The sequence below is a fragment of the Streptomyces capparidis genome (assembly GCF_054782095.1).
Genome location: NZ_BAAGTD010000050.1, coordinates 1 through 23,677, shown reverse-complemented (window position 1 = coordinate 23,677; position 23,677 = coordinate 1). Strand labels below are relative to the sequence as shown.

Sequence of the window (23,677 nt, the reverse complement as noted above, 5' to 3'; positions counted from 1 at the left end):
AACGCACGTCACCGAACGCTACCCGCGGGAGTGAGCACCTGAACAGCCGCCCGGGGCGCGACTCCGGCGCGCGTGCCACGGCCGAACGGCAGATGCATTCTCCCGGTCGCCGGGACCGCCCGCCACGCGGACGCACGAGTCCGTACAATCTCCGGCAGGCGCGAGCGCACCGCCCCGTCCGGCCGCGACGCGCGCCCCCCTCATCCCCGCAGGCGACCGAAGCGGCCAGCCCGGCACCCGTGGACGGCAGACGGAGCGACTTCCTCGATGACCGGGCAGCACTCCTCCCGCAGACCCACGCCACCCGCGGCCGCCCCGCAGGGTCCCCCCGCCCCGCAGGACCCGCGGACCGCCGACGCCGTGGAGGCGCTCGCCGACGAGCTGCGCCGCGCCCACGCCGCCCGCTCCGAGCGCTCCCTGCTCGACCTGGCCACCGGGGTGCTCGTCGCCCAGCTCGGCTGCTCCCCCGAGGAGGCGGCCGAGCACGTGGAGCGGCTGGCGGCCCGCTCGGGCCTGAGCCGCCCCGAGTTCGCCGCCGACATCGTCAACCAGGCCGCGGGCGACGTGGTGGCCCGGGCGTCGGACTCCCCCGGCGCGGCCGCGCGGCTGCGCGGGGCCGCCGCGGGGGCCGCGTCCGCGGAGGACCTGGCCGACCTGGCCGCCTCGCTGCTGGAGGAGGCGCTGCGCCCGCTCGGGGCGAACGCGCTGGCGCTGTGGCGCCGCACCGCCACCGGCTGCCTGCGCCTGGTCGGGCAGGCCGGTCTCGGCGCCACCGAGCGCGCCCACTGGCACTGGGTCCCCCCGCAGCTCGACACGCCGCTGCACGACGCGGCGGGCACCGCCGAGGACCTGTGGTTCCCGGCGGGGCCGCCGCCCGGCCGCCCGCTGCCGGGCGCCTCGCCCGACTCCGCCCGCGCGGTGCTGCCGCTGACCCGCACCGGGGAGCCGGTGGGCGTCGCCCTGGTGGCCTGGCCCCGGCCGGCGCCGCTGGACGAGGCGGTGCGCCGCCAACTGCTCGCCCTGCTCTCGGTGGCCGCCCAGGTCATGGACGGGCTCGCCGACGCCCCGGCGGAGTCGTTCGGCCTCGCCCCCGTCCGCGACCTGCTCGACCTCCTGGTCCACCCCGCGCTGCTGCTCCGCGCCGAGGGCGGGGCGGGCGCCTACCGCGTGGAGCACGCCAACCCGGCCGCCGCGCAGAGCTCCGCCACCCCGCCGCGGGCCGCGGGGCGCCCGCTGGCCGAGGTGCTGCCCGCCGTCCACGCGGACCTCGCCGCGCTGGCGGACCGGGCCCGCGCCACGGGCGTGCCCCAGCGGGCCGCCGCGCTGCCCTGCCCGCCGTCGCCCGACGGCCTCGTCCCGCCGGGGGCGGGCACGCCGGCCGGGGTGCGGGTGCTGCCGGCCGGCGACCGCGCCGTGGCGCTGTGGCGCACCCACGAGGGGGACGGCGGCCCGGCGATGCTGCGGATCGCGCACCGCCTCGGCGGCATCGGCGCCTTCGAGGACGACCCGGTGGCCGGCTCGTCCACCTGGACGGAGCACACCTACGCCCTGTTCGAGCGGCCCGAGGGCAGCGAGCCGGTGCCGCTGGAGCGGATGCGGCCCCACCTGCACCCCGGCGACGGCGCCCTGCTCACCGAGCTGCTCGACGCCCTGCACCGCCGCCACGAGAGCGTCAACGCGGTGGTGCGGCTGATCCGGGAGGGCGGCAGCGTCCGCCACATCCGGGTGGTCGCCGAGCCGGTGGTCACCGACGGCGTGCTGACCGCCGTGGTGGGCCTGTACCAGGACGTCTCCGCGCAGCACCACACCGAGGTGGCGCTGGCGGCCACCTACAGCCAGCTCACCACGGTGGAGCAGCACGCCGCGACGCGCCGCCGCCTGGCCCTCCAGCTCCAGCAGGTGATCATGCCGGAGACCCCGCGGCCGCGCGAGCTGCCCGGGCTCCAGATCGCCGCCCGGTACCGGCCGGCCGCCGAGGAGTACCGGGTGGGCGGCGACTGGTACGACGTGATGCTGCTGCCGACCGGCAGCACCCTGCTGACCGTGGGGGACGTGTCGGGGCACGGGATCGACGCGGCGACCGGCATGGTGGTGCTGCGCAACGCGCTGCGGGGCCTGGCCGTCACCGGGGAGGGGCCGGGGCGGCTGCTGGAGTGGCTGAACCGGGTCTCCGCGCCGGGCGCGGCCCGCACCGGCACCGCGCCGTCCACGACGGCCACCGCGGTCTGCGGGCTGTTCGACCCCCGAACGCGCACGCTGCGCTGGGCGACGGCGGGCCATCTGCCGCCGCTGCTGCTGCGGGACGGCTCGGCCACGCTGCTGCGCTCCCCGCGCAACATCCTGCTGGGCGCGATGGAGCACGCGGAGTACCGGGAGGCGGAGACGGTGCTGCGGCCGGGCGACACCCTGCTGCTGTACACCGACGGCCTGGTCGAGCGCCGCCGCACGGCGATCGACGAGACCCTGGCCACGCTGGTGCGGCAGGCGCAGTCCCTGTCGGGCGACGACCTCCAGGCGCACGCCGACCGGCTGCTGGAGCTCGCCGGCGGGGACACCGACGACGACACCTGCCTCGTGGCGGTGCGGGTCACCTGAGTTGGGGCCCGCCGGGTCCCCGGGCCGGGGAGCGGGCCGGGGAGCGGGCCGCGTCTACCCCGCCCGCCACGGACCATTCGGGGCCGTCCGGGCGATCGGGCGTTACTGAGCCATCTTCCTGAAATCCGCACGACACACGTTGCGAGGGCGGATCACGGGGTACCGGGGAAGCCGTCCCGGACCCCGAGGAGGACCGAATGACGTTCAATCCCCTGGAACAGCGGGGAATCCCCCTGGACCGGCAGCTCCGCAACTGGCGCGAGCTCGACGTCAAGCCGATCGACCCGGACAACTGCGACCCGTACACGCGGTGCCGGATCATCACGATGAACGGCATCGAGACCGAGGCTGTCATGTTCAGCCACCAGTTCGCCCGGCACTGTCCCGACCCGGACGTCAAACGGCAACTGGCGGAGGTCCGCTACATCGAGCAGCAGCAGCAGAAGGTCGTGAACTGGCTGCTGCCCGGCGTGTCCTCGGTGCTGGAGACCACCATCGCCTACGAGCAGGTGGCGGTGGACCTGACGGCGTGGGTGGCGCGGATGGAGCCGGACCCGTACCTGAAGCAGGCGTACCAGTTCGGGGTGCTGGAGGACTTCGACCACCTGTACCGGTACGCCAACCTGTTCGAGATGATCGAGCACCGCAAGGCGGAGGAGGTCGTGGACGACCTCACCGAGGTGATCCCGGGCCGCCCGACGAAGTTCCACCACCGCCACCCGCAGGACAACGTGCGCGACCCGTACGACAGGTCCACGGTCAACCCGCTGTCGAAGCTGCACGCGCTCACGGTGATGTCCGCCGAGCAGCAGACGATGAACTTCTACATGAACGTCGGCCCCGAGTACATGGAGCCGATCGCGCGGCAGCTCTACCAGGAGATCGGGCTGATCGAGGAGGAGCACGTCACGCACTACGAGTCCCTGGTGGACCCGGGCGAGACGTGGTGGGAGCAGCTCGTCAACCACGAGTACAACGAGTGCTACCTGTACTACTCGTTCATGGAGCAGGAGCCGGACCCCAGGATCAAGGCGATCTGGGAGCTGCACCTGAACATGGAGCTCGAGCACCTGCGGCTCGCCTGCGAGCTGATGCGCAGGCACGACGGCCGGGACCCGGAGCAGGTGCTCGCCCCGCAGTTGCCGAACGTGCTCACCTTCGAGCCGAACAAGGCGTACGTGCGCGAGCTGCTGGACACCCAGATCGACCTCACCACGCTGGGCGCCGGGTACGTGCGCGAGGCGCACGAGCGGTTCGAGCGGTTGCAGGAGCGGATCCACGGCGGTGAGGAGCCGCCGAGCGAGCGGGTGATCGACGAGCACCGCCGGATGACCGCCGGAGAGGACTACCGGGTCCAGACCGAGGGCCCGCACCCCGTGGCGTCGCTGCGCTGACGCACCGGGCGCCCCCCGCGCGGCTCGGCCCGCACCCACGGCCCGCACTCCGGCGGTCCGCGCCGGGTGCGGGCCGAGCCGTTTTCCACCGTTTCGCCCGGGTAGGCGGCTGTTCGCGTCCAGGAAGCCCGAGCAGTGCGGAGGAGGGCGCCATGAGTGAGCGCGAACGAGAACAGCACGAGCGGGAGCGCGCGGAGCACGACGAGCGCGAGGCCGAGGAGCACGGCGGGCAGCGGGACCGGCCCGCGGACATCGGCAAGGCGGACACGCCCAACGTCGCGGGCAGCGACGTCCAGCAGCCGGAGATCGCCGAGGGCCCCGTGCCCGGCCTGGAGCCCGGCGAGGAGCCGGCCGGCGACCCGGACCGCTACCGGCCGCCGGAGATCGACCCGCTGGGCCCCGACCTGCCGCGGAGCGCCGCGGGCGATCCGGACGCCGTGCGCGAGCAGAAGGAGCGGGGTGGACCGTGAGCGAATGGAACACCGGCCGCCGCACCGCGGTGGTCACCGGGGCCGACTCGGGCATCGGCCGGGCGACGGCCGTGCGGCTGGCCGAGGACGGCCTGGACGTCGGCATCACCTGGCACACCGACGAGGAGGGCGCGCACCGCACCGCCGAGGAGGTGCGCAAGGCGGGCGGCAAGGCCGTGGTGCGGCACCTGGACCTGACCGAGCTGCCCGGGGCGGCGGACGTGGTGGACCAGCTCGCCGACGAGCTCGGCCGGCTGGACGTCCTGGTGAACAACGCCGGGGTGGGCACCAGCACGCCGTTCCTCGACCTGGACCTGGAGACGGTGCGGGAGGTGCTGGACACCGACCTGGTGGGCCCGTTCCTGTGCTCCCAGCGCGCCGCCCGGCGGATGATCGGGCAGGGCCGGGGCGGGCGGATCGTGAACGTCACCAGCGTCCACGAGCACCAGCCCCGGGTGGGTGCCGCGCCGTACTGCGCGGCCAAGGGCGGGCTCGGCCTGCTCACCCAGGTGATGGCGCTGGAGCTCGCCGAGCACGGGATCACGGTGAACGCCGTGGCGCCGGGCGAGATCGCCACGCCCATGACCGGCCAGGAGGACACCGACGTGCGCACCGAGCCGCGCCCCGGCGTGCCGCTGGGCCGCCCCGGGGACGCGCGGGAGGTCGCCGCCCTGATCGCGTTCCTGGCGAGCGGGGAGGCGAGCTACACCACCGGGGCGTCGTACGTGGTGGACGGCGGGATGCTCCGCATGGGCCCGCAGGCGGGCTCCCACCTGTCCGACGACTCCTGGCGGCGGCCCTGACCGGGCGGCGCGGAACCGGGCGGCCCCGGCCGGGGCCGCCCGGCCCGGTGGCTCAGCCCGCCTGCGCGACCCGGCCGATCCCCCCGTACCAGGAGACGTCGGCGTGCGGGGGGCGCTTGTACTCGGGGACGTCCGAGCGCCAGTCCGAGACCACCTCGATGCCCGGTTCGATCAGGTCCATGCCGTCGAAGAACTTGGCGAACGCGGCGCGGTCGCGCAGGGTCAGCGGCACGCCCTGCGCCCGGTAGGCGCGCTCGACGCCGCAGGCGGTCTCGGGCGAGATCTCCGCGGTGGCGTGGGAGAGCACGAAGTGGCTGCCCGGCGCGACGGCGCCGCGCAGGGTGCGCAGCAGCCCGATCGGGTCCTCGTCGTCGCCGATGAAGTGGAACAGGGCCACCACCAGCACCCCGACCGGCCGGCTGAAGTCGATCAGCTTGTGGGTGGCGGGGTTGTCCAGGATGCTCCGCGGGTCGCGGGCGTCGGCCTGGATGACGGTGGTGCGGCGGTCCTCCTCCAGCAGCGCCCGGCCGTGCGCGAGCACGATCGGGTCGTTGTCCACGTAGACCACGTGGGTCTCGGGGGCGTACCGCTGCGCGACCTGGTGGACGTTCTCCGCGGTCGGCAGCCCGGAGCCGATGTCCAGGAACTGGCGGATCCCGGCCTCCTCGACCAGGTACCGCACGGCCCGCCCGAGGAAGCGGCGGTTCTCCTGCGCCGCGGTGCGCAGGGTCGGGAAGGCGTCCAGGGCCCGTCCGGCGGCCTCGCGGTCGGCGGCGAAGTTGTCCTTGCCGCCGAGCAGGTAGTCGTACATCCGCGCCGAGTGGGGCTGGTCGGTCTTGAGGTCGGTGGGCACGTAGGCGTCGTCCTCCCAGCCTGTCCCGCTGTCCTCGCGTATCTCGGCCACGCGCCGTCTCCCTCGCTCGAAGTGTGCCGCCGGACCCTCCCGGCGCGGTCGCTGCCCTGACCGCTGTTCAGCAGTTCCTAGCAGACCGGACCGGACGGTGTCCCCCTCGGGTCCCTTTTGCGGGCACATCAGCGGGCACATCGGCCCACGGGCCGCCGGTCGGGGGCCGCCGGTCGGGCGCGGCGGTCGGGCGCGGCGGCGGTCCGGCGGCGGCGGTCCGGCGGCGGGCGGTCGTCAGTGGGCGGGCGGGGGCGCGGTGCTGCTGCGCACCACGAGCCGGGTGGCCAAGTCCACCCGGGTGGTGGCCGGCTCCTTGTCCCGGCCGAGGTCGAGGACGAGGCGGGCGGCGGCCTCGGCCATCTCGGTGAGCGGCTGCCGGACGGTGGTCAGCGGCGGGCCGATCCAGCGGGCCACGGGCAGGTCGTCGAAGCCGATGACGCTGAGGTCGGCGGGGATGCGCAGGCCCAGCTCGCGGGCGGCCTCGTACAGGCCGAGCGCCTGGAGGTCGTTCCCGGCGAAGACGGCGGTGGGCCGGTCGGGCCTCCCCAGCAGCTCCAGTCCGGCGGTGTAGCCCGCCTCGTGGTGGAAGTCGCCCTCCCGGATCAGGCCGGGGTCCACGGGCAGCCCGGCGTTCTCCAGCGCCGCCCGGTAGCCGTCCACCCGGGCGCGGCTGCACATCATCGACGACGGTCCGGCGATGACCCCGATCCTGCGGTGGCCGAGCTCGATCAGGTGGCGGGTGGCGGCCAGGCCGCCGTTCCAGTTGGTGGCGCCAATCGCGGGCACGTCGTCGCCCGGGTCGCCGGCCGGGTCCAGGACGACGAAGGGGATGTCCCGGCTGGTGAGCTGGGCGCGCTGGACGGGGGCGAGGCCGGACAGGACCAGCACCACCCCGGCGGGGCGGCGGGCCAGCACCGCGTCCACCCAGGTCTGGCCGGGGGTGAGCCGTCCGCTGCTCTCGGAGAGGACCACGCTCAGCCCCTCCTCCCGCGCCACGTTCTCCACCCCGCGGATGACCTCCATCGCCCAGGCGCTCTCCAGCTCGTGGAAGACCAGGTCGAGCATCGGGGAGGGGCGGGCGGTGCCGCGCTTGCGCCGGTAGCCGTGGAGGCGCAGCAGCTCCTCCACCCGGGTCCGGGTGGCGGGGGCCACGTCCGCGCGGCCGTTGAGGACCTTCGAAACAGTCGGAGCCGACACTCCGGCCTCGCGGGCGATCTCAGCGAGGGTCGCGGTGCCGGCAGCCGACGGCTCCTGCGCGGGGTATGGGACTTCTGCGCCGCTCATAGGGGGATCGTAGCCGCTTCCCGGCCGAGCGTGGACAGATGAAGAAGAGGTGCGCAATCCCTTGACGGCCCGAGAACCCCGCCGTACGTTCTCCGCAGCATTCGGTGACGCAGCCGAAACATTCGGGCCTCGCGGTGGTGACACGGCGGAGTGCCGGGGTCGGCGCGAACGGCACCGGCATGCCCGGCGGCGGGCCGCGTGACGACGGCACCATCGTCGACCCACCCGTTCCGTGCTGCCAAGTGCGTCTCGGCAGCCGGACCGGGCGGTTCGGCGTCACACGGCTCACCGTACTGGCTGAAAAGTTTCGATCCTCCCGTCACTGTTCTTCGAAAGTGGAGTCGCCATGGGTTCGGCCACGTCCAGAATCACCAGGCACGCGAGGCGCTGGGCCGCGTTGGTCGCGGCGGCAGGTCTCGCGGTCACCACGGCGGGCTGCGGCTCGGACGGCGGCTCCGGCTCCGGCGGGGACAAGCTGACCGTCTACGTCTACGGCGACGCGTCGGTGAAGGTGCAGCAGTCGGCGGTGGACCGCTTCAACAAGACCTCCGACGTCAAGGTCGACCTGGTCTCGGTCCCCGGCAACAACTACGTCGAGAAGCTGCGCGCCGCCATGGGCTCGCCCAAGGCGCCGGACCTCCTGTTCAACTGGGGCGGCGGCAGCATCAGGCCTTACGTGGACGCGGGCCAGCTCATGGACCTCACGCCCGTCCTGGCGAAGGACAAGGCGCTGAAGGACGCGTTCCTGCCGTCGGTGCTGGACGCCGGGAAGGTGGACGGCAAGAACTACGGCATCCCGATGCGCGGGATCCAGCCGGTCATCCTCTTCTACAACAAGACCCTGTTCGCCAAGCACGACCTCCAGCCGCCCAAGACGTACGACGAGCTGCTGCAACTGGTGGAGGCCTTCAAGGAGAAGGGCATCACCCCCTTCGCGCTCGGCGGCGCCGACGTGTGGCCGGAGCAGATGTGGCTCCAGTACCTGCTGGACCGCATCGGCGGCTCGGAGGTCTTCGCCCGGATCCAGTCCGGGGACTCCTCCGGCTGGGGCGACCCCGCCGTGCTGGAGGCCGCGAAGAAGGCGAAGGAGCTGGTGGACAAGGGCGCGTTCGGCAAGAACTTCCTGTCCGTGGCCTACAACGGCGGCGGCGCCAGCACGCTGTTCGCCAAGGGCCGGGCCGCGATGCACCTGATGGGCTCGTGGGAGAACGCCCAGTTGCTGGAGGGGCACAAGGAGTTCGTCGAGAAGGATCTCGCCTGGACCTCCTTCCCGACCGTGGCGGGCGGCAAGGGCGACCCCGCCTCCGTCGTCGGCAACCCGACCAACTACTGGTCGGTCAACAAGCGGACCAAGCACAAGGACGCCGCTCTCGCCTTCGTGAAGGCCATGTCCGAGACCAAGTACTCCGAGGACCTGATCCTCAACGGTGACGTCCCCGCCACCACCTCGGCGAAGTCCCTGCTGGACACCGCGCCCAACCCCGAGTTCGCCAAGTACCAGTACGACCTCGTGGACAAGGCGCCGAACTTCACCCTCTCGTGGGACCAGGCGCTGCCCTCGAAGATCGCCACGCCGATGGCCACCGAGATCGGCAAGCTCTTCGCCGGCAAGACCACCCCCGAGAAGTTCGTCGAGACGATGAAGGGCCTGAAGTAACCGTGGCCCGCACCGCACGCACGACGGGGAGGGCGCCGGACGAGGCCGCCGGCGCCCTCCCCGGGCACATCGGCAAGAACGGCCGCCCGGCGGGCCCGCGTGAGCGGGCCCGCCCGGCGGGCGTCTCCGCGCGGGTGGGACGGCCCAACGCGCTGTGGGCGCTGCCCGCGGTGCTGTTCTTCCTGCTCTTCGCGGTCGTCCCCATGGCGATGGCGGTCTACCTGTCCTTCACCGACTGGGACGGCCTGAACTCGCCGAAGATCGTCGGACTGGACAACTGGGAGCGGTTCTTCACCGACCAGCAGGTGCGCGACGCCGCCTGGCTGAGCCTGCTGCTCACGGTGACCACCTGGCTGTTCCAGACCCCCTGCGCCCTGCTGCTCGGGGTGTGGGCGGCCGGTCGGCAGCGCAACCGGGCGGTGCTCTCCGCCACGTTCTTCCTGCCGTTCCTGCTGTCCAGCACCGCCGTCGCCCTGCTGTTCCACGCCCTGCTCGACCCCAACTTCGGGGCGATCAAGGAGATCGGGCCGTGGATCGGCTTCGAGGACGGAAACATGCTCGGCACCTCCGACGGGGCGTTCCTGGCCGTGGTGTTCGTCACCGGCTGGCAGTTCATCCCCCTGCACACCCTGATCTACCAGGGCGGCGCCCGGCAGATCCCCGAGGTGCTCTACCAGGCGGCGGCCGTGGACGGCGCCGGGCCGGTGCGCACCTTCTTCTCCATCACCCTCCCCCAGCTCCGGCACACCATCACCACCTCGTCGGTGCTGATGGTGGTCGGCTCCCTGACCTACTTCGAGACCGTGCTGATCCTCACCGACGGCGGCCCCGGCACCGACACCACCATCGCCCCCTTCCTCATGTACAAGGTCGGCTTCGACGCCTACGACCTCGGCTACGCCAGCGCCATCGCCACCGCGCTGGTCGTCGTCGCCACCGGCCTGTCCCTCCTCATGGTCCGCCTCACCGGCTTCGGATCCATGCGCAGCACCCGGGAGGGCCTGTGAGCCGCACCCGCACCGCCCCGCCCCCGCCCCCGGCGCCCCACGCCACCGCCCCGAAGCCGGGGCGGGCGCCGGGCGGCCGGCCGCGCCGCCGCCTGTCCCTCGGCAAGCCGTTCATCGGCCTGGGCTCCCTGGCCTGGCTGGTCATCGTGCTGGTCCCGCTGTACCTGATGATCAGCACCTCGCTGATGGACCAGGAGCAGGCGGTCTCCGGCAACCCGCTGGCCCCGCCGGAGAACCCCACGCTCGACAACTACAACACGGTCCTCGACAACGACTTCCTCACCTACTTCGGCAACACGGTGATCGTCGCCGCGGCCACCGTCGGGATCGTGCTGGTGCTCGGCGTGCCGCTCGCCTACGTCGTGGTGCGGGCCCGCAGCCGCTGGGCGAACATGTCCTTCCGCGTGTTCGTGCTCGGCCTCGCCATCCCCTCGCAGGTCGTGGTCATCCCCCTGTACTGGATGATCGCCGAGCTCGGCCTGTACGACACGCTGCCCGCGGTGATCCTGCCGACCGCGGCGTTCGCCATGCCGGTGTGCGTACTGCTGCTCGTCGGGTCGCTGCGTGACATCTCCGAGGAGCTGTACGAGGCCATGGCGCTGGACGGCGCCTCGCAACTGCGGATGCTGCTCCAGCTCGCCGTGCCGCTGTCCAAGTCCGGGATCAGCACCGTCACCATCTACGCCTCCATCCAGGCGTGGAACGGCTTCATGTTCCCGCTGCTGCTCACCCAGTCGGAGGACAAGCGGGTGCTCACCCTGAGCCTGTTCAACTACATGGGCCAGTTCGGCGTGGACGTGCCCGCGCTGCTCGCAGCCGTCGTCCTGTCCTGCGTGCCCATCTTCACCGTCTACCTCGTCGCCCGCCGGGCCCTGGTGAGCGGCCTGATGGGAGTCGGCGGCAAGTAGCCGCCGCCCCGCCCCTCGTTCCCATGCCGTTCGACCTGCCGAGAGGAATCCCCACCCCATGGCCATCCACCCCCCGCCCCAGCACGAGACGCCCACGGACCCGGGCCCGGAGCAGGCGCAGGACGCGGAACCCTGGCGTGACCCCTCCCTGCCGGCCGAGGCCCGGGTCGAGGACCTGATCGGCCGGATGACCCTGGAGGAGAAGGTCGCCCAGCTCTACGCCCTGTGGATCGGCGCCGACGCGGAGGGCGACGGCGTCGCGCCCGGGCAGGACGAGATGCTGGAGACGGCGGGCGGCGGGGTGGCCCCCGGGCAGGACGAGATGCTGGAGGCGATCGACTGGGAGCCGCTGGCCCGGCACGGGCTCGGCCAGCTCACCCGGCCCTTCGGCACCAAGCCCGTGGACCCGGCCGCGGCCGCCCTGTCCCTGATGCGCGCCCAGGAGCGGATCGCCGCCGCCAACCGCTTCGGCATCCCGGCGATGGCGCACGAGGAGTGCCTGGCCGGGTTCACCGCCTGGCAGGCCACCGCCTACCCGGTGCCGCTGGCCTGGGGCGCCACCTTCGACCCCGGCCTGGTGGAGGAGATGGCCCGGCGCATCGGCGGCGACCTGCGCCGGGTCGGCGTCCACCAGGGGCTCGCGCCGGTGCTCGACGTGGTGCGCGACCTGCGCTGGGGCCGGGTGGAGGAAACCATCGGCGAGGACCCGGTGCTGGTCGGCACCGTCGGCTCCGCGTATGTGCGGGGCCTGGAGTCCACCGGCGTCGTGGCCACCCTCAAGCACTTCCTCGGCTACTCCGCCTCCGCGAACGGGCGCAACATGTCCCCGGTGCGCATCGGGGCGCGGGAGCTCGCCGAGGTGCTGCTGCCGCCGTTCGAGATGGCGCTGCGCGACGGCGGCGCCCGCTCGGTCATGCACTCGTACGCGGACATCGACGGCCTGCCCCCCGCGGCCGACCCGTCGCTGCTGACCGGCCTGCTCAGGGACACGCTGGGCTTCACCGGGACCGTGGTCGCCGACTACTTCGGGATCGGGTTCCTGGAGACCCAGCACCGCCTCGCCGAGACCCGCCGCGACACCGCCCGGCTGGCGCTGACCGCCGGGGTGGACGTGGAGCTGCCCAGCGTGCGCGCGTACGGGCAGCCGCTGGTGGACGCGGTGCGCGCCGGGGAGGTGCCGGAGGCGCTGGTGGACCGGGCGCTGCGGCGGGTGCTCGGCCAGAAGTGCGCCCTGGGGCTGCTCGACCCGGACTGGTCGCCGGTGCCGCCCGTGCTGGCGGAGGCGGTGACGCGGGACCCGGCGGCCGGACCGGAGGACGTGCGGGGCGCGGTGGACCTGGACCCGGCGGACAACCGGGCGCTGGCCCGCCGGGTCGCGGAGCAGTCCGTGGTGGTGCTGGCCGGGGCGGGCGGGGCGCTGCCGCTGCGGCCGGGCGCGAAGGTCGCCGTCACCGGGCCGTGCGCCGACAACCCGATGGCGATGCTGGGCTGCTACTCCTTCCCCAGCCACGTCGGGGTCCTGCACCCGGAGCTGCCGCTCGGCGTCGAGATCCCGACCGTGCTCGGGGCGCTGCGCGGCGAGCTGCCGGACTCGGAGGTCGCCTTCGCGGCGGGCTGCGACGTGGACGCCCCCGACACCACCGGGATCGCCGAGGCCGCGGCGCTCGCCGCCGAGGCGGACGTGTGCGTGGCGGTGCTCGGCGACCGGGCGGGCCTGTTCGGGCGGGGCACCTCGGGCGAGGGCTGCGACGCGCCGGACCTGGCCCTGCCGGGGGTGCAGGGGGAGCTGCTGGAGGCGCTGCTGGCCACCGGCACCCCGGTGGTGCTGGTGCTGCTGACCGGGCGCCCCTACGCGCTGGGCCGCTGGGCGGACCGCCTCGCCGGCGCGGTGCAGGCGTTCTTCCCCGGCGAGGAGGGCGGCACGGCGGTGGCCGGGGTGCTGTCCGGGCGGGTCAACCCGTCCGGGAAGCTGCCGGTGAGCGTGCCGCGCGGCCCCGGCGGGCAGCCGTGGACGTACCTCCAGCCGCCGAACGGGCTGCTGGGCGGGAACTCCGCGCTGGACCCGACGCCGCTGTACCCGTTCGGGTACGGCCAGTCGTACACCTCCTTCGCCTGGGAGCCGGCCGGGCAGACGCCGGCGGAACTGCCGACGGACGGCGAGGCCGAGGTCGCCGTCGCCGTGCGCAACACCGGGGAGCGGGCCGGTGCGGAGGTGGTGCAGCTCTACCTGCACGACCCGGTGGCCGAGACCGCCCGCCCCGACCAGCGCCTGGTCGGGTACGCGCGGGTGCCGCTGGAGCCGGGCGAGCGGCGGGTCGTCAGGTTCCGCTTCCACGCGGACGTGGCGTCCTACCCGGGGGCGGCCGGGCGGCGGATCGTGGAGCCGGGCGCGCTGGAGCTGCGGCTGGCGGCGTCGGCCGCGGACGTCAGGCACCGGGTGCCGCTGCGGCTGACCGGGCCGCGCCGCGAGGTGGGGGTCGAGCGGCGGATGGTGTGCGAGGCGGTGCCGGCGCCCAATGGGGTCTGAGCAGCGGCGGGCCGGGCGGGCGGCCGGGCGGAATTCGGTTGTGGGAGCGATCCCAGGCGGGTATGTGTGCTCCCCATGACCACTATTCCCCCAGTCGTCCGGATCCGGCCGTACCGCCCCGAGGACCGCGCCGCGCTGTACGACATCTGCATCCGCACCGGTCACGAGGGCGGCGACGCCAGGCACCTGTACGACGACCACGACCTGCTGCCCGACATCTTCGCCGCGCCGTACGTCGCGTTCGACCCGCGGCTGTGCTTCGTCCTGGACGACGGCGAGCGGGCGGTGGGGTACGTGGTCGCCACCGCCGACACGGCGGCGTTCGTCGCCTGGTTCCGGGAGCGGTGGCTGCCCGGCCTGGACGGCCGCCACCCGCGTCCCGCGCCCGGCGCGCCGGAGGAGGGCCCCACCCCGCTCATGCTGCGCCTGCTGCACAACCCCGAGCGGATGCTCGTGCCGGAGCTGGCGGGCTACCCCGCCCATCTGCACATCGACATCCTGCCCGGCCACCAGGGCGCGGGGCACGGCCGGGGATTGCTGACCCGACTTTTCGACGCCCTTTCCGAAAGGGGCGTCCCCGGCGTCCACCTGGGCATGGCCCCGGCCAACGTCCGGGCCAGGGCCTTCTACGACCGGATGGGCTTCCACGAGGTCCGGGTGCCCGGCGCCGTGGACGTCACGTACCTGGGCCGGTGGCTGGACGGGCGGGACGCGGCGGCGGGAGCGCCGCGGGGCGAGGTGCGCGGGGCGGAAGCCTGAGGGGCGCGCCCGGGAGGCGGGCGCGCCGGGGCGGATCAGACGCGGGGGCCGGGCCGTGGACGGGGTGGTCCGGCCCGGCCCCCGTCATCGACGCCGGTCGCCGGCCTCGTCCGGCGGCCTCCGCCACGGCCCCCGTCACCGGCTCCCGGCGCGGTCCCCCGGCGCACCGGCCGCCAGCAGGCCCAGGGCGGCGGCGGACGGCGAGCCGGGCGCCGCGGTGAGGACGGCGAGCCGCTGCCCGTCGTCACGCAGGTGCAGCAGCTCGTGGGCGAGGACCAGGCGCCCGGCCACCGGATGGCGGTACTCGCGGGTCACGGTGCCGCAGTCCTGGACCGGGTGCGCCGCCCACAGGGCCGCGAACTCCTCACTCGCCCCGGTCAGCTCCGCCACGAGCGCGGCGATGCCCGGGTCGCCGGGGTGGCGGCCCGCGGCGAGCCGGAGGTCCGCCGCCGCGTCGTGGCACTTGCCCGGCCAGTCGGGGTACAGCTCCCGCGCCCACGGGTCGAGGAAGACCATGCGCACGATGTTGGGCCGCGACCCGGGCCGGTCCGGCGCGTCCGCGTCCAGGTGCGGGGCGAACAGGGCGTGCGCGGGCCGGTTCCAGGCGAGCACGTCGGCGCGGCGGCCGAGGACGAGCGCGGGCGCGTGCCCGAACGCCTCCACCACCGCCCGCACCGAGGGGCGCAGCCGCTCCGGCCGCGCCCGGGCCCGGCCGGGGCGGGCCAGCCGGCGCAGGTGCGCCAGCTCCGCCTCGTCCAGACCCAGCACCCGCCCGACGGCGTCGAGCACCCCGTCGGAGGCGCCCGCGCCGCCCTGCCCCTGCTCCAGCCGGGTGTAGTAGCCGACGCTGATCCCGGCGAGCGCCGCCAGCTCCTCGCGCCGCAGGCCGGGCACGCGGCGGCGCCCTCCGTGGTCCGGCAGCCCCACGTCCGCGGGCCGCAGTCGCGCCCGCCTGGTCCGCAGGAAGGCGCCGAGGTCGTCGTCCGGGTTCGCGCTCACCCCGCCAGTGTGCCGTGCGGGCGGACGCGGATCCTGCACCTGTCAGGTGCAGGATCCGCGGGGGTGCACAAGGCCCGGGCCTGGTCGCCGGCCGCCCGGGGCGGCAGGCTCGGCCGGGGCCTGCCGCACGGGCGGCCGGCGCGGACGGAGCGGGAGGCGTGTGGTGCGGGTAGTGGTGATCGGGGCGAGCGGGGTGCTCGGCGGGGCGGTCGCGGCCGCGCTCGAGGCGGAGCACGAGGTGGTGCGGGCGTCGCGGCGCGGGCCGGTGCGGGTGGACATGGCGGACCCGGCGTCCGTGGCGGCGCTGTTCGACGCGGTGCCCGACGTGGACGCGGTGGTGTGCTGCGCCGCGAGCGGGCGGCTCGCGCCGCTGACCGGCTCCCCCGAGGAGGAGTTCACCGCCGGGCTCGACGGCAAGCTGCTCGGTCAGGTGCGCCTGGCGCGGGCCGCGGCGCTGCGGCTGCGGGACGGCGGGTCGGTGACGCTGACCAGCGGCGCGTTCACCTTCCCGATGCCGGGCGGCGCGTTCACCGCCCTGGTCAACGCGGGGCTGGAGGCGTTCGTGGGCGCGGCGGCCGCGGAGATGCCGCGCGGGCTGCGGCTGAACGCGGTCAGCCCGGGGTGGGTGCGCGAGACGCTGGAGCGGCTGGGCATGGACGGCGCGGCGGGCACCCCCGCGGCCGAGGTGGCGCGGGACTACGTGGCGGCGGTCGAGGGCGCCGCGCGGGGGCGGACGTTCACCCCGGGCCGGTGACGCGCCGCCCCCGACGGCGGGCCGCTCAGTCGAGCGGCTCCAGCCAGCCCACCAGCACCACGCTGCCCGCGCCGTACCGCTCGTCCAGGACGCGCTGCGCCTCACGTGTGGCGACGGTGGCCGTGGCGACGACCACGCCGGCCTCCTCGTCGGCGTGGGAGCCGAGCAGTTCGGGCCGGTCGGTGTGCAGGCGGCGCTGGGTGCCCGCCAGGTCGTCCGCGGTGCGCCGGGCGGGGACGGACGGCTCGATCCGCGGCTCGGGCGCCCCGGCGCCGGAGGAGGCGGCGGCCGGGGGCTCGGTGGGTGTGAAGCGCTTGCCGTCCCAGGTGCCCACCAGCCGGTACTCGCCCCAGGTGGTGCCGTTCTCGGTCTGCGCCCGCACCCGGGACCAGTCCCAGCCCACGACGTCGGGGCCCGCGCACTGCGGCGGCAGCGACTCCGCCACGGTGTGGCACAACTGCGGGCCGTGGTCGGGGCTCTCCAGCACGGTGGCGGTGACCCGGAAGCGCCCGGTGTAGTCCTCGGGCACGACGTTGTGCGGCGGCCGGTCGGGGGTGCCGGGTGTGCCGGGGGCGGGCACGGAGGGGTCGGCCGCGGCGCGGCCGTCGCCGTCGGAGCCGCCGCAGCCGGTGAGGGTGAGCGCGGCGCAGAGGGCGAGCAGGGCGGCGCCCGCGGCCCTGGGGGTTTGTGCGGTCATGGCTCTGCGACGGGGCGGGCGCGGGATCGGTTCCCTCCGGGCCGGGTCTACCCGGCCGTGAGCAGTTCCGCGTCCCGGGACAGCAGGGCGGCGACCGCGTCGCCGTAGGCGCGGGCGCGGTCCCAGACGGCGGCCAGGTCGGTGCGGGTCTGCTCGGCGTCGTCGAGGGGGCCGGCGCCGCGGCGGTGGAGCAGGTGGGCGGTCTCGCTGGCGCGCAGGCCGCGGGCCGCTCGGGCCACCGCGTACCGCAGGTCGGCCTCGTCGTCGGCGCCCGCGGCGCCGTCGTCGCCGGGCGCCGCCACGGGCAGGTAGCGCCAGATCCTGGCGTCGCAGGCGTGCACCGCGCGCACCCAGGAGGGAACGGCCCTGCCGCCCGGCGGGCGCATGCCGCGCGGCCAGCGCAGCGGGGGCCACTGGCCCGTCTGGTGGTGGTCGAGGAGGACGCTGGCGGCGCGCAGGTACTCCACGGCCAGCGCCTTGGCGACCGCCTCGTGGGCCGCGGCCGCCGCGGCGAGCCGCTCCCCCTCCGGTCCCCGCGGCGCCGGGAGCCGCCGCAGGGCCTCGGCGCGGACGGCGGCGGCCCGCGCCGCGGTGCCGCGCTCCCGGAGCCGGTGAACGGCCGACGGCCAGTCACGCTTCCTCATGGGGCCCAGTATCTGCCGTCGGCGGGCCCGGCGGAACGGTGCCCGGGGGTGGGTCGCGGGACGCTCAGGCGGGCGCGGGGGCGCGCTCGGTCCTGCGCAGCCACAGCAGGCCCGCGACCGGGAGCACCAGCGGGATGAAGACGTAGCCCGCGCCGTAGTGGGACCACACGGTGGCGTCGGGGAAGGCGTCGGGCACCAGGAGGCTGACGGTGCCGACGACCAGCACACCGGTCAGCTCGAACCACGCGCCGGCCCAGGTGACGCGCCGGGCGCGGGCGCCGCCGCGGGCCAGGCCCGCGGTCATGACCGCGTACACCACGGCGGCCAGCGCGGACAGCAGGTAGGCCAGGGGCGCGTCGGAGAACCCGGCGGCGATCTGCACCGCGCTGCGGGCGCCCGCGGCCACGGTGAACACCCCGTACAGCGCCACCAGCACCCGCCCGGGCCCGGCGCCGGTGGTGCGGGCGTCAGCCACCGGTGCCCTCCCAGATCTGCTGGAGCCGCACCACGAGCACGGGCAGCAGCAGCCCGCCCACCGCCACCACGGCGGAGCCCCACCGGGAGGGTTCGAGCCGGGCCAGGAACCCGGCGGCCGGGGGCAGCGCCGCCACGCCGAGCAGGTACAGGAAGAACACCGCCTTGTCGTCGGCGGGGTCGCCGCCCGCCAGGGCCGCGATCCCGGCGGCCAACTGCGCCAGCGCGACGGCCTCGACCAGCAGCCCGCCGACGAGGTGGACGCGCCCCGGCGCCCGGTCCAGCGCGCAGGTCAGCCCGCCCCACGCGGCGACCGCCAGCGACGACACGATCAGCGCGACCGTAATCCCGTCATGCACCCGCCGCTCCGCCTTTCCGCTCGCTCATGCAACGGGACGGTACTACGCCGCCCGGGGGCCCCGGCCCGCGGCCCCCGGGGCGGCGGCCTCTTCCGCACGCTCTGCGGGGGATACGCCTGGGGGGTATGCCTTCGAGGTATGCGCGAGGGGCACGGGAACCCGTCGCCCCCCGTCCTCTCCCCCGCCCCGCTCCACCCGAGAGGAACCGCCGGGGCCACCACCGACCCGCCCGGGCGTGCGCACCGCCACAATGGGGGCGTGCGCGCCCGGCCGATCTCCCCCGACCTGCTCGTCGAACGGCTCGCCGACCGCATCGCGGCCCTGCCCGCGGGACCCTGGCCCCGGGTCGCGGTGGACGGGGCCCCGGCGGCCCGCCCCGGCGACCTCGCGGACGCCCTGGTGGACCCGCTGCGGCTGCGGGGCCGCCCCGTGCTGCGGGTGCGGGCCGGCGACTTCCTGCGGCCGGCGTCGCTGCGCCTGGAGCACGGCCGCGAGGACCCGGACGCCTACTACGAGGACTGGCTCGACGAGGGCGCGCTGCGGCGCGAGGTCCTCGACCCGCTGGACGCGGACGGCGGGACCGGCCGGGTCCTGCCCTCCCTGTGGGACCCCGCCCGCGACCGCGCCACCCGCGCCGGGTACGTCACCCTGCCCGAGGGCGGGGTGCTGCTGCTCGACGGGGAGCTGCTGCTCGGCCGATGGCTCCCCCTGGACCTCACCGTCCACCTCGCCCTGACCCCCGCAGCCCTGGCCCGCCGCACCCCGCCCGCGCTGCGGTGGACGCTGCCGGCCTTCGAGCGCTACGAGGCCGAGGCCTCGCCCGCCGCCTCGGCGGACATGGTCGTCCGGGCCGACGATCCACGGCACCCGGCGGTGGTGGAGCCGACCGACGCGCGGGGGTGAGCCACCGGTCCCGGCCGGGGGGCGCGCCGCGCGCACGGGCCCGCGCCGCCCGGGACGGGCGGAGCTCCTACCGGGCGGGCTCCCGCCGGGGGGCGTCGCCGCCTTCGCCCGGCGGGGCGATGAGGCCCTGCTGGAGGGAGTCGGTGTCGAAGGCGAGCTGGATCACGCACTCCAGGTCCTTGCAGCCCTCCAGGCTGATCGCGTCCTCGGTGATCCGCACCTCGATGTACCCGGGCTTCTCCAGCCGGCTCACCTTCTTGCCTCCCGGGAGGGCGGGGACACGGGTGATCTTGATCGTGGGCGGCAGGGCCGTGGAGTCCGATTTCAGTATGGACATTCGTTCCCCTGAGTAGCCGAGACCCCGCCAATCGATCATACGTTCGATGGGCAGGGTGCAGTGGAGGCGAGGTGGTGAACGCCCCAAGCGGTGCGCCTCGCCCACCATCATGCACAAGAGGTCCAGCTCAGAGCTAGGGCGTAACGAGCGAGGAGTGGCGACCCAAGGCGCTCGCCATCACCAACTGGCTTGCCGCGTCGGCGAGTTGATCTTCTCATCGATCGTAGAATTCCAGCCATCCACCACCGGCCGGAGGACGCCGTGAGCACCCCGCGGCACCTCCCCACGAGGCGGCCCGTGCCGTGTCAATCCGACGGGTCGCCGGAGCGCGGCCGCCGGGACCGCGCGAACGCCTCCACGATGGCCTGCACCTGCCGCCGCTCGTCCTCGTCGAGGTCGCCCATGTGCGCCACGACCGCGCGGACCTCCCCGCTGTCGGAATACGTCTCCTCGAAGCCGAAGTACTGGATGGCGGCGGCGCGCGCCAGCATGGCGAAGGGCACCTCGAGGCCGCGGGCGAGCGCCGCGAGATGCTCGCGGGTCGGCGCCTTCGCCAACTGCCCGAGCTCCAGCTTGTTGACCCACTGGGCGCTCACGGCGTCCTCGCCGGCCGCCGCGGCGACCCGCGCGAGGCTGCGGCCCAGCTCCGCCCTCCGGTCCCTCACTAGGCGGGACAGCTCGTCCCGCTGGCTGCTGATCATGCCCGTCATGATGCCCTCATTCCCCGCGCCGGCGTCCGCCGGGACGGCCCGCGGCCGAAGCCCGAGCCGCTCCGCCGGCGCGACACACACCCCCGTCATGGGACGAATTGTCCCGGACGGGGGACGAGGCGCGCCAGAGCGGACGTCGAGCGGCGCACCCAACAGGCCATCCCGGAGACTGGACAGGACCATCCCCTTACTGGGATGCTCCTGTTGCCCCGGAAACGGGTCGGATCATCGGAGTAACAGGATGCCCCTCTCCCCTGCGCTCGCCCGGACGGCGGAGCGGCCCCGCGCCCCGCGTCGGAGCCGTCCCCGGCGCCACCGGCCGGCCGCCGCCCTCGTGCCCCGCGTTCCCCCTCGCACCGCCTCGGCCAAGGAGCCCGCGTGACACCCCCGTCCTCCCCGCCCCCACCGGAGCGCCGCCGGCACCGGTGGCTGCCCGACCCCGCGACCCGGACCGGAGCGCTGTTCTACTCCCTGGTCGGCGGCGTACTCATCTGGCTCGGCCTCGATTTCCTGCCCGCCCACATCGAGATCGGCTGGCGCTGAAGCCGTGCTCCGGGCAGGTCACAGCTCCCGGTGCAGCACATGCAGGCCCACCGGGCCGTGCTTCGGGTGGTCGAAGACGCGCGGAACGGTGCCGATCACGGTGAAGCCGAGGGAGGTCCACAGGCGGACGGCGGGGTTGGTCTCCACCACGGCGTTGAAGACCATCGCGCGGTAGCCGTCGCGGCGGGCCTGGTCGATGACGTGTTCGGCGAGGCGGCGGCCGATGCCGCGGCCCGTGTGGTCGGGGTCGACCATGAAGCCGGCGTTGGCGGTGCTCGACGCCGGGCCGCCGTAGTTCGGCTTCAACTGCGCGGAGGCGACGATCCGCGGCCCGTCCTCGGCCACGAACACCCGCGCCGACGGCGGCATCCACAACCGCCGCGCGGCGGGTTCCGGGGTGTCCCGGTCCCAGGCGTAGGTCTCACCCGCGGCGACGATGCGCCGCCAGAACGGCCAGATGCCGGGCCAGTCGCCGGGAACGGCGTCCCTGATCACCATGGTTCCCTGCTCCCGAGGGTGTCGGTTCCGGTTGCGCGTGGGACGATACGCGGCCGGCCCGGCGGGGGTGCGGGGCGGGTCAGGCGCGGATCAGCAGGGCCTCGGCGCCCATGGGGCGGTATCCGGCCGCCTGGAAGGCGCGGGCGCTGCGGGCGTTGCCGGGCGGGACCTGCGCCCACACCGCGGCGCCGTCCGGCACCAGGTGGCGGGCGGCGCGGGCCAGCGCCCGGCCCGCGCCCCGGCAGCGGGCGCCCTCGTCCAGTTCGAGCGCCACCTCCCAGCGCCCGGCGAGCCCTCGGCCGAGCACCACCACGCCCTCGGGCGCCGCCCACACCCGCACGTCGTCGCGGTAGCGGCGGGCCCGCACCACCCGGGGGTGGCCGGGGTCGTCCACCGGGGTCAGGGGCCGCTCCGGCGGGCCGGGGAGCGCGGGCGCGCACACCAGGGCGTCGATGGTGTCCATCCGGCGGCCGGTGCGGGCGGCCAGCGCGACCAGGAACGACGGGTTGAGGGTGGCGGCCAGCGGGTCGCTGCGCACCGCGGCGAGCGTCTCGCGCACCCAGCGGGGATCCTCCGCGGTGAACACCACCGAGTGGGCGGTGAACGCGACGACGCCCTCGCCGCGCGGGGACGGCGGCGGCACCACCGTCACCGAGCCGTCGGGCGGCGGGAAGCTCCCCCGCTCGGCCGCCGCGAGTATCTCCGCGAGGGAGCCGAGTCCTGCGGTGGGGGACGTGGTCATGGGTGTCCTCGTGTCGTCGTTCCGGGGTGTGCCGCGGCGGGGGACCTCAGCCCGCGGGGGCGGTGACCCGCACCGTCGAGCCGCCGCGGCCGCGGACCACGCTGAGCTGGGTGGTGATGCGCTGGCGCAGCTCGGGGACATGGCTGACGATGCCCACGGCGCGGTCGCGCTCCCGCAGGGAGTCCAGCACGTCCAGCACGCTGTCGAGGGTCTGCGGGTCCAGGGTGCCGAAGCCCTCGTCGATGAACAGGGTGTCCAGGCGGACGCCGCCGGCCTCCTGGGTGACCACGTCGGCCAGGCCCAGCGCCAGGGACAGGGAGGCGAAGAAGGACTCGCCGCCGGACAGGCTCGCGGTGTCCCGGGCGGTGCCGGTCCAGGCGTCCACCACCCGCAGGGACAGGCCGGAGCGCTTGGTGCCCGGTCCCTTCTCGTCGGAGTGCACCAGGGTGTAGCGGCCGGAGGACATCCGCTCCAGGCGGTGGCTGGCGGCCGCGGCGACCTGCTCCAGCCGGGCCGCCAGGACGTACGACTCCAGGCGCATCCGCAGCGCGTTCTCGCCGCCGCCCGAGGCCAGGTCGGCCAGCTTCCGGGCCAGGGCGTGCTCCTCGAGCAGCGGGCCCATGCGGCGGGCCTGCGCGGCCAGGGCGGCGCTGAGCCGGTCCAGTTCGGCGACGCGGTCGCGGGCGGCGTCGCGGGCCGCGGAGGCGGTGCGCAGCCGGGCGGTGGCGGCCGCGAGGGCGCTGGCCGCCGCGTCCGGGTCGGCGGGGGGCGAGGCCGCGGCGGCCGCGAGCTCGGGGTCGGCCAGCGCGGCCTCGACGGCGGCGAGCTCCTGCCGGTGGTCCTCCAGGCGCGCCGCCGCGGCGCGCCGCTCTGCGGGGTCGAGGGCCGCCCCGGCCGCCTCCTCCGCTGAGGCGAAGCCCGCGCGGCGGGCGGCGGCCTCGGCCTGCTCGGCGGAGCGGCGGGCCCGGTCCCCGGCCTGCGCGGTGGCGCGGGCGGCGGAGACGGCCTCGGCGTGCCGGTCGGCCTCCCGGGTGAGCCGGGCGACGCGGGCGGCGATGGACGGGTCGGTGCCGCGGGCCCGCTCCAGCCGTTGGGCGCGCTCCCGCTGCTCGCCGTCGAGGGCGTCGAGGCGGGCGGTGAGGGCGGCTGCGCGGGTGGCGGCCTCCTGCCGCTCGGTGAGGCGGCGGGCCTGCTCGGCCTCCAGGCGTTCCAGGTGCTGGGCGGCGGCCACGGCGTCGGCGGCCCGCTCGTGGGCCCGCGCGTGCTCGCGGGTGAGGTCGGCGAGCAGCGCGGCGAGGCGGTCCGGTGCCTCGTCGCCGGCGGCGGCCCGGGCGGCGGCGGCCCGCTCGCCGAGGGCGCGCACCGCCTCCGCGGCCTCCTCGCGGGCCCGCTCCGCCCGCCGGTGGGCGTGCTCGGCCTCCCGCTCCGCCTCCTTGGTGACGTGGTCGGGGCCGGGGCTCGCGGGGGCCGGGTGCCCGGTGCCGCCGCACACGGGGCAGGGCTCGCCGGGGGTGAGCCCTGCGGCGAGTTCGGCGGCCATGCCGTCCAGTCGGCGCTCGCGCAGCGCGTTCCAGTGCTCGTGGGCGCCGGCGGCGCGCTCGCGGGCCCGCCGCACCTCCTCCTCGGCCGCGGTGAGCCGCTCGCCCAGCTCCGCGGCCTCGCGCGCGGCCCGCAGCCGGGCCTCGGCGGCGCGGGCCCCCTCGGCGAGC

24 protein-coding genes are annotated in these 23,677 nt (G+C 75.7%); 12 read left to right on the top strand and 12 right to left on the bottom strand.

The window, feature by feature from the left end; genetic code table 11:
- Nucleotides 1-267 precede the first annotated feature (267 nt).
- The 4 genes from ACYVO2_RS30410 (at nt 268) to ACYVO2_RS30395 (ending at nt 5,262) form a co-directional block, all read left to right on the top strand.
- Entirely contained in the window at nt 268-2,595 is a 2,328-nt protein-coding gene (locus tag ACYVO2_RS30410) for a SpoIIE family protein phosphatase (protein ID WP_461011266.1), read from the top strand.
- 197 nt (nt 2,596-2,792) lie between these two features.
- Nucleotides 2,793-3,989 (top strand): hypothetical protein, encoded by a 1,197-nt coding sequence (locus tag ACYVO2_RS30405; protein ID WP_461011265.1) that lies wholly within the window; start codon nt 2,793-2,795, stop codon nt 3,987-3,989.
- 152 nt (nt 3,990-4,141) lie between these two features.
- Nucleotides 4,142-4,459, top strand: coding sequence for a hypothetical protein (locus tag ACYVO2_RS30400; RefSeq protein ID WP_461011264.1), 318 nt, complete (start codon nt 4,142-4,144; stop codon nt 4,457-4,459).
- Nucleotides 4,456-5,262, top strand: coding sequence for an SDR family oxidoreductase (locus ACYVO2_RS30395; protein WP_461011263.1), 807 nt, complete (start codon nt 4,456-4,458; stop codon nt 5,260-5,262). Before ACYVO2_RS30400 ends, ACYVO2_RS30395 begins: the two co-directional genes overlap by 4 nt.
- 52 nt (nt 5,263-5,314) lie before the next feature.
- Here the strand turns inward: ACYVO2_RS30395 and ACYVO2_RS30390 are convergent, their stop codons facing one another.
- Both ACYVO2_RS30390 and ACYVO2_RS30385 read right to left on the bottom strand, forming a co-directional pair.
- Nucleotides 5,315-6,166 (bottom strand): SAM-dependent methyltransferase, encoded by an 852-nt coding sequence (locus ACYVO2_RS30390; RefSeq protein WP_461011262.1) that lies wholly within the window; start codon nt 6,164-6,166, stop codon nt 5,315-5,317.
- A gap of 234 nt (nt 6,167-6,400) precedes the next feature.
- Entirely contained in the window at nt 6,401-7,450 is a 1,050-nt protein-coding gene (locus ACYVO2_RS30385) for a LacI family DNA-binding transcriptional regulator (protein WP_461011261.1), read from the bottom strand.
- A 346-nt stretch (nt 7,451-7,796) separates the two neighbouring features.
- Here ACYVO2_RS30385 and ACYVO2_RS30380 point away from each other — a divergent pair, with 346 nt between their 5' ends.
- From ACYVO2_RS30380 to ACYVO2_RS30360, 5 genes are all read left to right on the top strand, one after another.
- Complete coding sequence (locus ACYVO2_RS30380; RefSeq protein ID WP_461011260.1) at nt 7,797-9,107, top strand: extracellular solute-binding protein; 1,311 nt, start codon at nt 7,797-7,799, stop codon at nt 9,105-9,107.
- 134 nt (nt 9,108-9,241) lie between these two features.
- Nucleotides 9,242-10,114 (top strand): carbohydrate ABC transporter permease, encoded by an 873-nt coding sequence (locus ACYVO2_RS30375; protein WP_461011305.1) that lies wholly within the window; start codon nt 9,242-9,244, stop codon nt 10,112-10,114.
- Nucleotides 10,111-11,022, top strand: coding sequence for a carbohydrate ABC transporter permease (locus ACYVO2_RS30370; protein ID WP_461011259.1), 912 nt, complete (start codon nt 10,111-10,113; stop codon nt 11,020-11,022). Before ACYVO2_RS30375 ends, ACYVO2_RS30370 begins: the two co-directional genes overlap by 4 nt.
- 58 nt (nt 11,023-11,080) lie before the next feature.
- Entirely contained in the window at nt 11,081-13,549 is a 2,469-nt protein-coding gene (locus ACYVO2_RS30365) for a beta-xylosidase/alpha-l-arabinosidase (RefSeq protein WP_461011258.1), read from the top strand.
- Nucleotides 13,550-13,624: 75 nt separating this feature from the next.
- On the top strand, nt 13,625-14,308 hold the full coding sequence (locus ACYVO2_RS30360) for a GNAT family N-acetyltransferase (RefSeq protein WP_461011257.1): 684 nt from the start codon (nt 13,625-13,627) through the stop codon (nt 14,306-14,308).
- 135 nt (nt 14,309-14,443) lie between these two features.
- Here ACYVO2_RS30360 and ACYVO2_RS30355 read toward each other — a convergent pair whose 3' ends face one another.
- Nucleotides 14,444-15,307: a helix-turn-helix domain-containing protein gene (locus ACYVO2_RS30355; protein ID WP_461011256.1), complete on the bottom strand. Its 864-nt coding sequence runs from the start codon at nt 15,305-15,307 to the stop codon at nt 14,444-14,446.
- A gap of 163 nt (nt 15,308-15,470) precedes the next feature.
- On the opposite strand from ACYVO2_RS30355, the gene ACYVO2_RS30350 reads away from it, so the two are divergent.
- Nucleotides 15,471-16,061: a short chain dehydrogenase gene (locus ACYVO2_RS30350; RefSeq protein ID WP_461011255.1), complete on the top strand. Its 591-nt coding sequence runs from the start codon at nt 15,471-15,473 to the stop codon at nt 16,059-16,061.
- 25 nt (nt 16,062-16,086) lie between these two features.
- Here the strand turns inward: ACYVO2_RS30350 and ACYVO2_RS30345 are convergent, their stop codons facing one another.
- From ACYVO2_RS30345 to ACYVO2_RS30330, 4 genes are all read right to left on the bottom strand, one after another.
- Entirely contained in the window at nt 16,087-16,758 is a 672-nt protein-coding gene (locus ACYVO2_RS30345) for a hypothetical protein (RefSeq protein WP_461011254.1), read from the bottom strand.
- Between the two features lie 47 nt (nt 16,759-16,805).
- Nucleotides 16,806-17,402 (bottom strand): hypothetical protein, encoded by a 597-nt coding sequence (locus ACYVO2_RS30340; protein ID WP_461011253.1) that lies wholly within the window; start codon nt 17,400-17,402, stop codon nt 16,806-16,808.
- A gap of 64 nt (nt 17,403-17,466) precedes the next feature.
- A complete protein-coding gene (locus tag ACYVO2_RS30335; RefSeq protein WP_461011252.1) occupies nt 17,467-17,877 on the bottom strand; it encodes a hypothetical protein in 411 nt (136 codons plus the stop codon).
- Nucleotides 17,870-18,235 (bottom strand): hypothetical protein, encoded by a 366-nt coding sequence (locus ACYVO2_RS30330; RefSeq protein WP_461011251.1) that lies wholly within the window; start codon nt 18,233-18,235, stop codon nt 17,870-17,872. Before ACYVO2_RS30330 ends, ACYVO2_RS30335 begins: the two co-directional genes overlap by 8 nt.
- 258 nt (nt 18,236-18,493) lie before the next feature.
- Here ACYVO2_RS30330 and ACYVO2_RS30325 point away from each other — a divergent pair, with 258 nt between their 5' ends.
- Complete coding sequence (locus ACYVO2_RS30325) at nt 18,494-19,138, top strand: nucleoside/nucleotide kinase family protein (RefSeq protein ID WP_461011250.1); 645 nt, start codon at nt 18,494-18,496, stop codon at nt 19,136-19,138.
- Nucleotides 19,139-19,205: 67 nt separating this feature from the next.
- On the opposite strand, the gene ACYVO2_RS30320 is transcribed toward ACYVO2_RS30325, so the two are convergent.
- Together ACYVO2_RS30320 and ACYVO2_RS30315 are read right to left on the bottom strand one after the other, a co-directional pair.
- Nucleotides 19,206-19,475 (bottom strand): hypothetical protein, encoded by a 270-nt coding sequence (locus tag ACYVO2_RS30320; RefSeq protein ID WP_461011249.1) that lies wholly within the window; start codon nt 19,473-19,475, stop codon nt 19,206-19,208.
- 305 nt (nt 19,476-19,780) lie between these two features.
- Complete coding sequence (locus ACYVO2_RS30315; RefSeq protein ID WP_461011248.1) at nt 19,781-20,176, bottom strand: helix-turn-helix domain-containing protein; 396 nt, start codon at nt 20,174-20,176, stop codon at nt 19,781-19,783.
- Between the two features lie 387 nt (nt 20,177-20,563).
- Here ACYVO2_RS30315 and ACYVO2_RS30310 point away from each other — a divergent pair, with 387 nt between their 5' ends.
- Nucleotides 20,564-20,728 (top strand): hypothetical protein, encoded by a 165-nt coding sequence (locus tag ACYVO2_RS30310; RefSeq protein WP_461011247.1) that lies wholly within the window; start codon nt 20,564-20,566, stop codon nt 20,726-20,728.
- 18 nt (nt 20,729-20,746) lie between these two features.
- On the opposite strand, the gene ACYVO2_RS30305 is transcribed toward ACYVO2_RS30310, so the two are convergent.
- From ACYVO2_RS30305 to ACYVO2_RS30295, 3 genes are all read right to left on the bottom strand, one after another.
- Complete coding sequence (locus ACYVO2_RS30305; RefSeq protein ID WP_461011246.1) at nt 20,747-21,226, bottom strand: GNAT family N-acetyltransferase; 480 nt, start codon at nt 21,224-21,226, stop codon at nt 20,747-20,749.
- A gap of 79 nt (nt 21,227-21,305) precedes the next feature.
- Nucleotides 21,306-21,968 (bottom strand): GNAT family N-acetyltransferase, encoded by a 663-nt coding sequence (locus ACYVO2_RS30300; protein WP_461011245.1) that lies wholly within the window; start codon nt 21,966-21,968, stop codon nt 21,306-21,308.
- A 46-nt stretch (nt 21,969-22,014) separates the two neighbouring features.
- On the bottom strand, nt 22,015-23,677 hold a 1,663-nt coding region (locus tag ACYVO2_RS30295), incomplete at its 5' end, for an SbcC/MukB-like Walker B domain-containing protein (protein WP_461011244.1).

Coding starts and splice junctions, on each gene's coding strand:
- ACYVO2_RS30410 (WP_461011266.1), top strand. CDS start 268: ATGACCGGGCAGCACTCCTCCCGCAGACCCACGCCACCCGCGGCCGCC.
- ACYVO2_RS30405 (WP_461011265.1), top strand. CDS start 2,793: ATGACGTTCAATCCCCTGGAACAGCGGGGAATCCCCCTGGACCGGCAG.
- ACYVO2_RS30400 (WP_461011264.1), top strand. CDS start 4,142: ATGAGTGAGCGCGAACGAGAACAGCACGAGCGGGAGCGCGCGGAGCAC.
- ACYVO2_RS30385 (WP_461011261.1), bottom strand. CDS start 7,450: ATGAGCGGCGCAGAAGTCCCATACCCCGCGCAGGAGCCGTCGGCTGCC.
- ACYVO2_RS30380 (WP_461011260.1), top strand. CDS start 7,797: ATGGGTTCGGCCACGTCCAGAATCACCAGGCACGCGAGGCGCTGGGCC.
- ACYVO2_RS30365 (WP_461011258.1), top strand. CDS start 11,081: ATGGCCATCCACCCCCCGCCCCAGCACGAGACGCCCACGGACCCGGGC.
- ACYVO2_RS30360 (WP_461011257.1), top strand. CDS start 13,625: ATGACCACTATTCCCCCAGTCGTCCGGATCCGGCCGTACCGCCCCGAG.
- ACYVO2_RS30345 (WP_461011254.1), bottom strand. CDS start 16,758: ATGACCGCACAAACCCCCAGGGCCGCGGGCGCCGCCCTGCTCGCCCTC.
- ACYVO2_RS30340 (WP_461011253.1), bottom strand. CDS start 17,402: ATGAGGAAGCGTGACTGGCCGTCGGCCGTTCACCGGCTCCGGGAGCGC.
- ACYVO2_RS30320 (WP_461011249.1), bottom strand. CDS start 19,475: ATGTCCATACTGAAATCGGACTCCACGGCCCTGCCGCCCACGATCAAG.
- ACYVO2_RS30315 (WP_461011248.1), bottom strand. CDS start 20,176: ATGATCAGCAGCCAGCGGGACGAGCTGTCCCGCCTAGTGAGGGACCGG.
- ACYVO2_RS30305 (WP_461011246.1), bottom strand. CDS start 21,226: ATGGTGATCAGGGACGCCGTTCCCGGCGACTGGCCCGGCATCTGGCCG.
- ACYVO2_RS30300 (WP_461011245.1), bottom strand. CDS start 21,968: ATGACCACGTCCCCCACCGCAGGACTCGGCTCCCTCGCGGAGATACTC.